The organism is Winogradskyella sp. A3E31 (assembly GCF_046720935.1).
Classification (GTDB): domain Bacteria; phylum Bacteroidota; class Bacteroidia; order Flavobacteriales; family Flavobacteriaceae; genus Winogradskyella.
The window spans coordinates 128,585-142,301 of sequence record NZ_JBHNWH010000004.1 but is presented as its reverse complement, the minus strand read 5'-3'; the positions used below and the strand labels follow the sequence as shown (position 1 = coordinate 142,301).

General features: G+C 35.1%; 12 protein-coding genes and 1 tRNA gene. 6 read left to right on the top strand and 7 right to left on the bottom strand.

The window, feature by feature from the left end; translation table 11 throughout:
- Positions 1-42: 42 nt before the first annotated feature.
- Positions 43-124 (bottom strand) — tRNA-Leu (locus tag ACFEMA_RS06645).
- Between the two features lie 126 nt (positions 125-250).
- On the opposite strand from ACFEMA_RS06645, the gene ACFEMA_RS06640 reads away from it, so the two are divergent.
- The 6 genes from ACFEMA_RS06640 to ACFEMA_RS06615 all read left to right on the top strand — a co-directional run bounded on the left by ACFEMA_RS06640 (position 251) and on the right by ACFEMA_RS06615 (position 9,021).
- Positions 251-1,639: a dipeptidase gene (locus ACFEMA_RS06640; RefSeq protein WP_411767284.1), complete on the top strand. Its 1,389-nt coding sequence runs from the start codon at positions 251-253 to the stop codon at positions 1,637-1,639.
- Positions 1,640-1,717: 78 nt separating this feature from the next.
- On the top strand, positions 1,718-2,896 hold the full coding sequence (locus ACFEMA_RS06635) for a DoxX family protein (protein ID WP_411767282.1): 1,179 nt from the start codon (positions 1,718-1,720) through the stop codon (positions 2,894-2,896).
- 71 nt (positions 2,897-2,967) lie between these two features.
- Positions 2,968-3,333 (top strand): BlaI/MecI/CopY family transcriptional regulator, encoded by a 366-nt coding sequence (locus tag ACFEMA_RS06630; RefSeq protein WP_411767281.1) that lies wholly within the window; start codon positions 2,968-2,970, stop codon positions 3,331-3,333.
- A gap of 1 nt (position 3,334) precedes the next feature.
- Positions 3,335-7,231 carry a M56 family metallopeptidase gene (locus tag ACFEMA_RS06625; RefSeq protein WP_411767280.1) on the top strand — a complete coding sequence of 1,299 codons (3,897 nt, stop codon included), beginning with the start codon at positions 3,335-3,337 and terminating at the stop codon, positions 7,229-7,231.
- Between the two features lie 123 nt (positions 7,232-7,354).
- On the top strand, positions 7,355-8,455 hold the full coding sequence (locus tag ACFEMA_RS06620) for a DUF4407 domain-containing protein (RefSeq protein WP_411767279.1): 1,101 nt from the start codon (positions 7,355-7,357) through the stop codon (positions 8,453-8,455).
- Positions 8,456-8,577: 122 nt separating this feature from the next.
- Positions 8,578-9,021: a YybH family protein gene (locus ACFEMA_RS06615; RefSeq protein WP_411767278.1), complete on the top strand. Its 444-nt coding sequence runs from the start codon at positions 8,578-8,580 to the stop codon at positions 9,019-9,021.
- A gap of 330 nt (positions 9,022-9,351) precedes the next feature.
- Here the strand turns inward: ACFEMA_RS06615 and ACFEMA_RS06610 are convergent, their stop codons facing one another.
- From ACFEMA_RS06610 to ruvC, 6 genes are all read right to left on the bottom strand, one after another.
- Positions 9,352-9,927, bottom strand: a complete 576-nt coding sequence (locus tag ACFEMA_RS06610; protein WP_411767277.1) for a PhnA domain-containing protein — start codon at positions 9,925-9,927, stop codon at positions 9,352-9,354.
- A gap of 183 nt (positions 9,928-10,110) precedes the next feature.
- The gene (locus tag ACFEMA_RS06605) at positions 10,111-10,473 is read right to left on the bottom strand and encodes an MmcQ/YjbR family DNA-binding protein (protein ID WP_411767406.1); all 363 of its coding nucleotides are present in this window, start codon (positions 10,471-10,473) and stop codon (positions 10,111-10,113) included.
- A 6-nt stretch (positions 10,474-10,479) separates the two neighbouring features.
- Positions 10,480-11,088: a DUF4230 domain-containing protein gene (locus ACFEMA_RS06600; RefSeq protein WP_411767276.1), complete on the bottom strand. Its 609-nt coding sequence runs from the start codon at positions 11,086-11,088 to the stop codon at positions 10,480-10,482.
- A 9-nt stretch (positions 11,089-11,097) separates the two neighbouring features.
- Entirely contained in the window at positions 11,098-11,847 is a 750-nt protein-coding gene (locus ACFEMA_RS06595) for a cyclase family protein (RefSeq protein WP_411767275.1), read from the bottom strand.
- Between the two features lies 1 nt (position 11,848).
- Positions 11,849-12,973 carry a radical SAM family heme chaperone HemW gene (hemW, locus tag ACFEMA_RS06590; RefSeq protein ID WP_411767405.1) on the bottom strand — a complete coding sequence of 375 codons (1,125 nt, stop codon included), beginning with the start codon at positions 12,971-12,973 and terminating at the stop codon, positions 11,849-11,851.
- 137 nt (positions 12,974-13,110) lie between these two features.
- Entirely contained in the window at positions 13,111-13,716 is a 606-nt protein-coding gene (ruvC, locus tag ACFEMA_RS06585) for a crossover junction endodeoxyribonuclease RuvC (protein WP_411767274.1), read from the bottom strand.
- Between the last annotated feature and the right edge of the window lies 1 nt (position 13,717).

The window sequence follows — 13,717 nt, the reverse complement described above, 5'->3', positions numbered from 1 at the left end:
AAGCAAAAAAGCCTCTCATTTCTGAGAAGCTTTTTTGTTCTGTGCGGGCGGGGAGACTCGAACTCCCACACCTCGCGGCACTAGATCCTAAGTCTAGCGTGTCTACCAATTCCACCACGCCCGCAATAAGACCGATATTTTTCAATAATCGGGATGCAAATATAAACAATAGTTTCAATATTCAAATAACTCTACAACAATTAATAATACCATTGCTTTTCTTATTTTTGTGAGAAAGCAAAACACACTAATGGATACAATTTCTTCCTACATTTCCGAACATAAAGATCGATTTTTACAAGAACTCATTGACTTATTAAAAGTACCGTCTATAAGCGCAGATTCTGCATATAAAGAAGACACTTTTAAGACAGCTGAAATCGTAAAAGAACGACTTATGGAAGCTGGGTGTGATACTGTAGAAATCTGTGAAACCAAAGGATACCCTATAGTTTATGGCGAAAAAATTATCGACAAAAATCTACCCACCATTTTAGTTTATGGTCATTACGATGTACAGCCACCCGATCCATTAGACCTATGGCACTCACCACCATTTGACCCAGTTATTAAATCAACCGATTTGCATCCAGATGGCGCTATCTTCGCAAGAGGTGCCTGTGATGACAAAGGCCAAATGTACATGCATGTTAAGGCTTTGGAGTTTATGACCTCAAAGGATAAGCTACCCTGTAATGTAAAATTTATGATTGAAGGCGAGGAAGAAGTCGGTAGTGCAAATCTGGCGACCTATGTGGCAGCCAACAGAGAGAAATTGGAAAACGACGTTATCCTTATTTCAGATACTGGTATGATTGCCAATGACGTGCCTTCTATCACCACTGGGCTTCGTGGATTGAGTTACGTTGAAGTGGAGGTTACTGGCCCTAATCGCGATTTGCATTCCGGGCTTTACGGAGGTGCAGTAGCAAACCCAATCAATGTTTTAACTAAAATGATTGCCTTACTGCACGATGAAAATAATCATATTACAATACCAGGATTTTATGACAAGGTTGAAAATCTTTCTGAAGTTGAGCGTGCGGAAATGGCAAAAGCCCCTTTTTCATTAGAACATTACAAGAAGGCTTTGGATATAGATGCTGTTTACGGCGAAGAAGGTTATACGACTAACGAGCGGAATTCTATTCGTCCAACATTAGATGTCAACGGTATTTGGGGTGGTTATACTGGCGAAGGCGCAAAAACTGTTATTGCCAGCAAGGCTTATGCTAAAATTTCTATGCGACTAGTGCCGCATCAAGATTGGAAAGACATCACGCAACTATTTAAAACACATTTTGAACATATTGCTCCTGCTGGGGTTAAAGTAAAAGTCACACCTCATCACGGAGGACAAGGTTACGTTACGCCAATAGACAGTATTGGTTATCGAGCTGCTTCAAAAGCTTATGAAAAAACATTTGGGAAGACACCTATTCCACAACGCAGTGGAGGAAGTATTCCTATTGTTTCTTTATTTGAAGAAGAACTAAATAGTAAAACTATTTTAATGGGCTTTGGTTTGGATAGTGACGCCATCCATTCTCCAAACGAACATTTTGGAATTTGGAATTACCTCAAGGGTATTGAAACTATTCCTTATTTTTACAAGTACTTTACTGAATTACACCAATAGTTGTTATTAAGTCAAACATATAACCCTGAGTGGACCAAGAAAAGTAAGCTGTTTTTCAGGTTTATTTTCTCATATTTTATGTTGTACATCGTATTGATGTTCACAAGCGGAATTTTTGAAACACCTTTTCGCTGGATTGGCAAAACAATTCTCGGTTTTAATTATGACTTTGACATAAGTGGGTTTGGTAGTGGCGATCACACCTATGCTTACATTACCTTGTTCGTCAATGTTATTCTTGCCATCATCCTTACACTAGTCTGGACCATTTTAGGACGCAACCGAAAAGAATACAACAAGCCTTTGTATTGGTTTTTAGTTGTGCTAAGAATCTTCTTGGTAGCTGCTATGTTATTGTATGGATTTGTGAAAATTTTTCAGATTCAGTTTCAACCCCCATCTTTTTCAAGATTACTACAGCCATTGGGGGAATTTTCACCTATGGGACTAGCTTGGACTTATATGGGATTTTCTAAAGGCTTCGGCATGTTTGCAGGGATTATGGAAGTCCTTGGTGGTGTACTTCTCATTTGGCGACGGACTGCTACCCTTGGTGCTTTTATTGTTATTGGGGTTATGAGCCAAGTAGCAATGATGAATCTTATGTTTGATATTCCTGTGAAATTATTTTCAATTCATCTTATACTGATGGCTTTGGTCATTTTTATGACGGATATTAAACGGTTTACAGCTGTATTTTTTAAAAACAAAGCGACATCTGCCTATGAGTTCTATCACCCTGTAACTTCAAAATCCTATCACAAAATTATTAGACATGGAAAGAACATCTTACTTCCCATTTTATTAATCGCGGGATGTATTTTAGGCTATCTAGGTCAAATAAATATTAGTGATGTTAATCATAGACCAACATTATACGGTATTTGGGAGGCTGAAATTTTTGTAAAGAACAATGACACCTTAGCGCCTTTAATTACAGATTCTCAGCGATGGCACTATTTACTCATAGAGAAAAAGGGTATAGCGATGGCTAAAACTATGACAGGGAATTATACGCGCTTTACTACCGAAATGGACACGATTAATGGGAAACTAAAAATGCATGACAGCGATATCGACATGAAAAATGTGGACTTTAATTTTAACTATACGCAACCAACGTCCTCTCAGTTACAACTTTCAGGTAGTTTGAATGGGAGTTTTTATACCATTGAATTTAAGAAAAGGCCATTAGATGAATTTAACCTTATAAATACTGGCTTTCGTTGGATAAATGAGCGACCCAACAACCAATAATTTCAAAATTTTATTTTTTTATTTCAATTTTTATTCTACATTTGTAGAGTCAACTCTAATATTGTAGAACAATGCAATTATCAAAATCCGAAGAACAACTGATGCAATACCTCTGGAAGCTCGAAAAAGCCTTTATGAAAGATTTGCTAGACATGTACCCAGACCCTAAACCAGCCACAACTACAGTTGCGACCTTATTGAAGCGCATGATTGATAAAGGATTTGTAAATTATGTCACCTTCGGGAAATCTAGAGAATACTACCCTCTAGTAAAAAAGAAGGATTATTTCTCTAAGCATGTTAACGGATTGATTAAAAACTTTTTTAATAACAGTGCATCTCAGTTTGCATCCTTTTTTACAACAGAAACGGATTTATCAAAATCTGAACTGGAAGATTTAAAAGCACTGATTGATAAAGAAATTAATAAAAAGTAAGATGGAACTACTACTATTAAAATCCGCAGCTTGCCTCGCCATTTTTATGGTCTTCTACAAACTTGTCCTAGAGAAAAGACCTTATCACCACCTAAAGCGTTTTTATCTTTTAGGATCCCTACTACTTTCTATTGTGATTCCGCTAATCACTTTAACGGAATATGTTCAAGTGTCCAGAGATACAGCAACTATAGATTTTTTTGAAAATACAATGCCAGCAATCTCTAATAGTTTAGAGGCTTTACCTGAAGAACCAACAAACTATGTCCCCATTATTCTTTGGTCGATATATGCTATAGGGGTTTTAATCTTTACCACTAAATTCTTTATTAATCTAAAAGGGTTGTATACTAGAATATACAGAAATGAAAGACGAAAGACTTCGCCCTTTATTCATGTATTGCTTAAAGATCTTTTACCACCACATACCTTTTTCAACTACATATTTTTAAATAAATCGAAGTTTGAAAACAATGCCATACCTAAAGAAGTGTTATTGCATGAAGAGACCCATGCCAAACAAAAGCATAGCATAGATATTCTATTTATAGAATTGCTTCAGGTTATATTTTGGTTTAATCCGTTATTCTATTTTATAAAAAAAGACATAAAGCTAAACCATGAGTTTTTGGCTGATGCTGCGGTACTAAAAAAAGGCATATCACCAAAAACCTATCAACATATTCTGCTTCAATTTTCATCAAAGGAGCACGATTTTCAATTGGCAAATGCCATTAATTATTCATCCATCAAAAAACGATTTACACTTATGAAAACACAAACATCAAAACAAAAAACATGGTTGGTCAGTCTTATGATTATACCATTATTAGCAGTATTGGTATACGGGTTTAGTTCTAGAGAGACGGTTGAGGTTTATTCTGATACTGACACTGTTTATAATAATTATTCTCAACAAAAAGAAAGCAATGAATTACAAAAACTAGCAGAGATAAATTCTTACACTAAACAATATTTCAAAGTAAAGACTGAAAATGGAGAATTTGTAGAAAAAAGATTTTATGAGCTTGATGATAAAAACAAAAAGAAATGGGTATATGTTGAGTCAATCCCTTTTTACAGAAAAAAGCTTTCCGAAAATGAATTAAAAGGATATCTGACTTCAGAAGATTATGTCATAAAAATTAATAGTAATGATGTTGATTCTAAAGATTTTGATAAATATTCTGCTTCAGATTTTATTACATATTCTATTACCCCTATTTCGGCATTAGCAAAAATGAGAGAAGGTTATGTTCTAAATTTGATAACTAAAACTTTATTTAATTCAAACATTGAAGCGTCATTGATTATGTACAATCAATTACTCCCAGAGTTTGAATCAAGACTCAAAAAAGAAAATGAAGAGTCTTACTCAAAAGAGTTACTGAGCATTTATGATCTACTTAACCACACTTACAAAAGGTTTACACCACAAATTATCAAAAAAAATAACTTAGTAGCGCCTACAGAAATATCTTCCCAAAAAATGGATGAATTTTATAGCTCTTTTTCTAAAATTCCTGTTCTATATGTAAATAAGGATAATGAGATTTTCTTAAATAAAAACCCAATATTATTCACCAATTTAAAAGAAGAATTTAATCGAGTGGTTAAAAACAAAAAAACTACTTTAATACTAGAATCTGAAGAGGCTGTAAGTATGTCATTTATTAATAGAATTACATCATTACTTGGAGGGAATCTTAAATCTCTACAAATAGCAAGTAGTACTAAGCTTTATAATGACCAACAAAAACCGCTATCAGCAAAAGAATTGGCAGAATACAATGTATGGGCTAAAAAGATAAACGCTGAAAGCAAAGTACTTTCAGAAGATGCAACATTCTTTCCTCCTATTAACGAACAAGACTTTATAAAGTTCTCAAAGATTTATAAAAGAATGTCTGCACAACAGAAAGAAAACTCAGAAGAAATGCCTTTTCCAGACTTCGATATAAGAAATTCAAAACCAAAATTTTCGACACCTAGTACACCACAACAAAAAGGAGCCACAAAAAAACAACTCGCAGAATACAACGCCTGGGCCAAAGTAATTAATGAAAAAATGGCAAAAGCAGAAACAAAAAAAGGAAATGACAAATGGTCCGAGTATCCAATAGTATTTGTAAAAGACGTTAAAAAATATAAAGCTATTTATAACCTAATGACAGAAGCTCAGCGCAAGGCTGCAGAGCCTTGGCCAAATTTTCCGCCACCACCTCCACCGCATCCAGATCAAAAAGCCAAAAAAAAATTTGTACCGCCTCCTCCTCCACCAACAAAAGCAGCTCAATATAAAAATGGCAATAAGAAATCCTTGAATCAAATTATAAAGGAAACCCCTAAAGGAGTTGAATCTGGTTATGAGTTATTAATGAATGGAGAATCTCACTATTATACCATTAACAAAGGAAAAAAAACGTATTACAACAAAGATGGTTACATAACTGATAATAAAGGGAATATTTTACCACCTCCGCCGCCACCACCACCAAAACCAGCAAAAAAACCAGTGGATATAGAAGAAGTAGAAGTACCTGCACCGCCTCCGCCTCCAGTGTCAAAAAACGTTGCTGAACAATATGCAAAAGCAAATCCTAATAGCATAACTGTAACAACCGTTGACGGTGAAGTCATAGAGATTGTTGAGATCCCAGAGGACCAAGAAGGTAAAACCAAAATTAATGGTAAGGTTTACACCTATAAAATTAAGGATGGCAGAACCACCTATTATGATGAAAATGGCAAAAAAATTGATGCAAAAAAAATATTGCCACCACCACCTCCGCCAACAAAAGCAGTTCAATATAAAAATGGGGCTAAGAAATCCTTGAATCAAATAATAAAGGAAACCCCTAAAGGAGTTGAATCTGGTTATGAGTTATTAGAGAATGGGGAATCTCACTATTATACCATTAACAAAGGAAAAAAAACGTACTATAACAAAGATGGTTACATAACTGATAATAAAGGGAATATTTTACCACCTCCGCCACCACCACCACCAGCTCCAAAAAAGGCAGATAGCAACAATAGGAAATCTAAAGGTGGGCCTAATCCAAATTATGATTATGACATATACAGTTCGGACTTAAGAAATGAATACGTGAAAAAATTTAAAGCGTATGAAGCTATGCGTTATGACAAACCTCACTATATCAGAAAATCAAAAAAAGACAAAAAAGTAATGAGCGAATTGTGGATAGAGCTTAGGCAGATGCATATATACTCATTATCTAAAGAAGAAAAACAAGGTCTAAGATTGCCAACGACACCATTCGCTCCTTATGTTAAGATTAACCTAGATGGTAAATCTTATTATAAATTAAGAAACAAACTTACACCTAGAGAACAAAAGACTTTTATAGGTCTTGGAAAGGATGGAACGTTAAGTAACCTTGGTTTGGATTTAATAGATGAGAATGATCCTATTGTAATTCCTATTGAAAACTTTGAATTAGAGCCCGTCAAAAAAAGCGATTATAAAACAAAAAAACATCAAGTATTTATCACCGTCTCTGAAGACGGACACTATGCCATCAGCAAAGACAACACACTAAAAGAATTTGAAAAAATCACTTTAGAAACCTTAGAAGGTTTAGTGTCGAATTTATCTCAAAAAGACAGAGAGAATACTTTCATCTTTACTCAAGTAAATGACTATAAAAAATTTAGGAGTAAACCTGCAAAATCTGCTGAGTACCAAGATGACATTGAAGTGAATATTATTAAAGATAATGTTAGTCATCCTATTCATAAGTACAAAGGAAAATATTCCGAAACTGTTTCATATCAAGGAGCATTAGACAACAAACCGAGTTCTCAACTGAAAGGCCATGTTCAAAAACTTGCTGACGTCTTTAAAAAATATAATATAAAAAATATCACACTTTAATACCAAAGCCTCCAACTGGAGGCTTTTTTTTGGTTATACTGTAACAAATCCAAAGTTTTAGCGTTCTAATAGACAAATCATCAACCAGCCTGTATAGGCTGGCAAGTCAAAAAACGACCAATCATGCTAAAACAATTTTTTATCATCTGCTCTGGCGCAGATACCGATATTTTAAAAGAATGCTCCGTTGGAGAACAAAATAAATATGCAGGCATAGGCGCAACAGTGTTCTTTACCGCCGTCATGGCAACTATAGCTGCAAGCTATGCTTTATATACCGTTTTTGACAACCTCTTTTCAGCAATATTCTTTGGACTGATTTGGGGATTGTTGATTTTTAACTTAGACCGCTATATTGTTTCAACCATTAAAAAACGAGACAGCGTACTTGATGAACTCATCCAAGCAACTCCTCGTATTTTCCTGGCGATTATCATTGCGGTTGTTATTTCAAAACCTCTAGAGCTAAAGATTTTTGAAAAGGAAATCAACCAAGTTTTATTAGAGCAAAAAAATGATTTAACCCTTGCTAACCAAAATCAAATTGCACAGCAATACAATCCTAAAATCGCGGAGCTTCAGAATAATATCGCTAATCTGCAAAATGAAGTAACAACTAAAGAAGCTGAAGTTAATGCGCTTTACGATACTTACATTTCAGAAGCTGAAGGGACTGCAGGCACTCAACTTTTAGGCAAAGGCCCTGTCTATAAAGAAAAACGCGAAAAACATGACGCAGCACTGGCAGAGTTAAACCAATTAAAAACAGACAACGCACAAAAAATTTCTACTTTAGAAACTGAAATTGCCAGCCTCCAAAATACCTATACATCTGATGTAGAAAACTCTCAACCTATCATCGATAACTTTGATGGATTGATGGCACGTGTCAATGCATTAGGTGCATTACCTTGGCTACCGTCTTTCTTTATATTTTTATTGTTTTTGGCTATTGAAACCTCTCCGATTTTCGCAAAGTTGTTATCTCCAAAAGGTGAGTTTGATTTTCGTTTGGAAGACCAAGAAACTACTGTAAAAACTTGGACGACCCAAAAGGTTAATGAGCGTCAGTTACTCCTTAAAACGGACAATGACATCAACAACAAAGTCTACAACGATATTGCAGATGAAGAGGAAGTTATTGCCTACAAACATAAAAAAGCCCGTGAGTTGATGCAGCTGCAAGCGGATGCATTTTTTAAAAATCAGAAGGGAGCACTTTAATCTATAATTCTTCTATTCATTTCTATTACACCCCTAAAGTCCCCTCAAGGGGACATGTGCTACTGAATTTGTTTTAGGATTGATCTTTTGTAATTATCTTTAATCACAAATAACTCAATCTTATGAAAACCATTCAACACCTCTTTATACTTACTATTTTCGGGTTTAGTGCTCTTGCAATTTCACAAACGGATGTCTATGAAACTGACAAATCCGCTATTTTAGACGTCATGCACCAACAAGAAAATGCGTGGAATAATGGCGACCTTGAAGGATTTATGCAAGGCTATTGGAAAAGCGATTCTTTAAAATTCTATGGTAGTAATGGACTTACCAAAGGCTGGCAGAATACCTTGGATAATTACAAAAAAGGATATCCTACGAAAGCGGAAACAGGTACGCTTCGATTTGTGATTAATGATGTTTCAAAAATTGAAGGAGATAATTACTGGGTGATGGGCGAATATCACCTAACAAGAGCTGTGGGAGATGCTAACGGGGTTTTCATTATTATCTTTAAAAAGATTGATGGTGAGTGGAAAATAGTTGCAGATATGTCTTGCTAAATGAAGTACAGTTATAAAGTTCTACTTATGGTTATCCTCGCCGGAATAACCATCTTTGGGATAATTACAGGTCGCTATTTATTTCTATTCCTGATGATTCCCATCGGGTTTGGTTTTTTTAATAAGAAAGATTCTGAAGACTAAATTACCCATTATGTGTTTTTAAGGCTGAAAATATAGATAAGCGTCAGTTCGAGTGGTTTTTCGGAACGAAAAAATGTATCGAGAACTACAGTATAGATGAAAAATTCTACTTCTCGATACTAATTTTACTCATATTTAATCGTAAAATTCACTCGAAGTGACGAATTTTATCAAAATATACAACGATTAAATTTTCTTTACATATTGGGTAATAATAACAATCTGCTGACCATCCACTTTACCTTCAATATAAGCTTCATTTTCATGGTCTAGCCTTATGTTTCTAACTGCAGCACCTTGTTTTGCAACCATGCTAGAGCCTTTTACCTTTAGATCCTTAATTAAAACAACTGAGTCACCAGCTTCTAAAATAACCCCGTTGACATCCCTGTGTATTATTTTATCGGCATCACTTACACCATCTCCAGATGCTTTGGCTAATCCTACGATATCGTCTTCCATATATATCATCCCCAACAAATCGTGAGTCCAGTCTGCATCAATACGGTGTAGCATTCTCCATGCCATAATCTTTACAGCATCATGCTCGCTCCACATACTATCGTTAAGACATCTCCAATGATTTGCATCTATTTTATCTGTATCCGTCATCTGCTCAAAACAGATAGCACATGCATACAAAGAACTTTTTAAACCATTCTCTTTAATATCTGGAACAGCATATACTGATAAGTTATCTTGATTAGTACAAAGTTCGCATTGATGATTGCTTCGTTCTTGAAGCTCGTTTTCTATGGCCATAACTATAGTTTGAAGCAAATGTAGAATTATTTTAATTGAATTATCAATAAAAATTTTCGTCAGTTAGAGTCGCAAATCTGTGATTTGCTGTATAGAAAACAAGAAAATTTTGAAGTTAAAAACACTTCTCGATACACCACGCCTTATGCGTGGCACTCGAAGAGACGAATTGGAGTTCAAAAATTATTTTAGAGCTTCCCTTACTTTTTTAGGCAGGCCTTTTACAACTTCATCATAAGAATGGTCAATGAGTTTAAATATGAAATCTCTTTGAAGTTCGCCTGTTGAAAAATGCACACTATTCCATAATTTTTTACTCATGTGCCAGCCGGGTTTAACGCTTTCATATTCTGCTCTAAGTTCCTCAGCATAATCAGGATTACATTTTAAATTGATGAAGCCCTCACCTGCTTCCCACTTACTCAATGAAGCCAACGCAAACATCTTATTGCAGACCTTAAAAACCAATGTGTCCTGGTCGAAAGGAAAATGTTCTGTTACATCTTTTTTCGACATGCAGTAGTTTCTATAATCTTCGATATTCAACATAAGCTATTCCAATGCTTTTTGATTTTCTAAAGGTAATTTTAAGGCCTCGTAATCCAAAGTCCAGCCTATTGTTTCGACTAAACTTTCTATTATTTTAATAGCTTCTAAGGCCTCTACCCTAGCGACATTAAACAATCCGCTTTCAGGAATTTTATCAGCAATATGCTGTTTGGCCTTTTGTTGAAGTTCTGTAAGATCAGCAGCTTCAAACCGATTAAACATCCCGTCTTTTTTATCGTAATAGTTGATGTTAGACTCAATGGATAACACTTGCGGTTGGGGGAAACTCATAAGTTTTACTTTTTTAGTTTTTACATCCGTTTGGAGATGTAATTGACTTAAGTCAAACCCAACATGAGCCTTGGCGTTAATAACAACCAAAGCCTTTTTTCTGCTAGAAATGAGTTTTAGGAACTTTTCCTTGACGTCCTCATAATGATAAATCTCAGCAAAATCCCCTTCAACCGTGATGAATTTACATACCTTCTTTACCTTCTCTTGAATTAAGATTGATTGTGAACGTACTTTCTTTTGAGTTTTAAATTGACGTACCACAGTTACTATTCCTAAAGTAATAAGTATGCTTATTATAATGATAAAAAACGTCTCCATCTGCGCTTACTAATCTATGATTTTATATAAAATTGGTTTACTCGGTGTCGCATCATTATGAAATGGAGCAATCTGTAGGTTCAAAAAATAACTACCATCTTCAACTTTATTTGGCACATAAATAAATTCAGTGATTGTAGCATCTTCCCTTACCTTCCCTTTAGTATTCCAGAATGTATGGTGTGAGTTCAATTCACCACCATCCCTTTCACGATCCACACTTGGCAAATCGATCAGCAAATGCTTGATTCCTTTTTTAACTAAAAATTCTATGGCATCTTCTTTAAAATATGGCCAATTGGTATACGAATATTGTCGTGTTTTTTTGTCTTTGGTATTGGGGATTGTACGCACTACAAGGGCTTCGACATCTTTGTTTTTTAAAGCAAACGCCAACTGCTTTGTTGAAATAATCATATCGTCCATAAATTTTTCTGGAAAAATTGTGATCAACTCAGCCAAGAAGAAGAACTTTTTTAGTTTTTTATTGATGGAATATTTTTTTTCTAAGATATGACCAGCAGTCTCAGTATGAGTTCCATGAGAATGGGGATTAAATGTTATGGTATTAAAATTTACTGAAGCACCTTCTGCAACACTGATGGTATCACCTTCAAAAACCTCTGGCTCAATTTTAGGTGGCCCAATGTACCATGCGTTGACATTTTTATTCCCATTTCTTATCGGTATGGAAATATCCAAAGGCTGTTCTAAATCAATTTTATAAGTGTTTTTTTTGTATTTTATTGAAGCTTTCATCTTAAACTAAATTCAATTTAAATAATTCTGAAGCTATGCCATCGCTCAAAAACTGTCCTTTTTTGGTGACTCGTAACTTCTCATCTTCAATATACAACAAATGCTCATTTATAAAAGGCTGGGATTGCTCCAAAAGATATTTTTTGTAGTGTAATCCAAAATTAGATTCTACTTTTTCTAATGAAACCCCCCAGATTGTTCGTAAACCTGTCATCACATATTCATTGTATCGATCAGTAATAGTCAACGTCTCGACTTCCAAAGGAAGTTCCTCATTTTCTATTGACTTCATATATTTTGAATTGTTTTTTACATTCCAACTGCGCTGAGTGCCATTGAAGCTATGTGCAGATGGACCTATTCCCAGATAGGGTTTACCTTGCCAATAGGCAGAATTATTTTTACTAAAGTACCCTTCCTTACCAAAGTTGGATAATTCGTAATGCATAAAATTAGCATCTTCAAGTTTTTCGGTTAATATGAAAAACTGCTCTTGAGCTTTCTCATCATCAACATCTTCAATAATGCCTTTTTCTATAAACGTCTTTAAAGCCGTTTTAGGCTCTACTGTAAGTGCATAACTCGAAATATGAGGCACATTAAAACTCAAAGCTGTTTCGATATTGTCTATCCACTGTTCATTTGAAGCTCCAGGAATGCCATAAATTAAATCCAAAGAGATATTATCGAAGTACTTGGTCGCTTCATGCAGGCATTTCGTTGCCTCTTCTGAATTATGGGCACGATTCATCAATTTTAAGTCTGAATCGAAAAACGATTGAATGCCGATTGACAATCGGTTAATTGAACTTTTAGAAAGCTCAATAATTATCTTTTTAGACAAATCATCAGGGTTAGCTTCTAGTGTAATTTCAGGACTTTCATTGACTTTATAGTTTTGATATACAGTATCAATCAAAAATCGTAATTCGTCTATCGACAATAGCGATGGTGTTCCACCACCAAAGTAAATCGTTTCAACCGTTTTATTGTTGAATTCCTCCTTACGTAGTTTTAATTCCTTTGCTAATGCATTGATGAGATCATCCTTCTTTTTCAGAGATGTAGAAAAATGAAAATCACAGTAATGACAGGCCTGTTTGCAAAACGGAATATGGATGTAGATGCCAAAAGCCCCATCTAACTTCCCAAAAGGGGAAGAATTCTTACTCGGATGTGTATGATTCTTAATTTCCAAAATAGATTCCGCAGGAACTGCTAAATGACAAATAAACGATTAAACAGACAAACTATTAAACTCTTCTATCCTTTCTTCTTTCTGAGGTTTACAACAGTATTGGTCTTTTTACCCCCTTTGGGGGTTTGGGGGCTATTCTGTTTTACAAAAGCCGACCAACCTGTATAGCTTTTACCAACCTCAACACGACCTTCATTATAAAAATGACATACCGCAGCAGCGAGCCCGTCCGTAGAGTCCAGATTTTTAGGTAATTCCTTTAATTGCAACAAACTTTTAAGCATTTTGGCTACTTGTTCTTTACTGGCATTACCATTACCTGTTATGGCCATTTTTATCTTTTTTGGAGAGTACTCTGTAATAGGGATTTCACGAGACAAGCCAGCTGCCATAGCAACTCCCTGAGCTCTTCCTAATTTTAGCATACTCTGAACATTCTTTCCAAAAAACGGAGCTTCAATGGCAATCTCATCAGGGTGATGCGTATCAATGAGTTCCACAGTACGTTCAAAAATGAGTTTGAGCTTTAGATAATGGTCATCGTATTTTTTTAATTGCAGCTCATTTAATTGCAAAAACTGCATTTGCTTACCTACAACCTTGATAAGGCCAAAGCCCATAATCGTTGTCCCTGGATCAATGCCTAATATAATTTTTTCTTTCTTGCTCAAA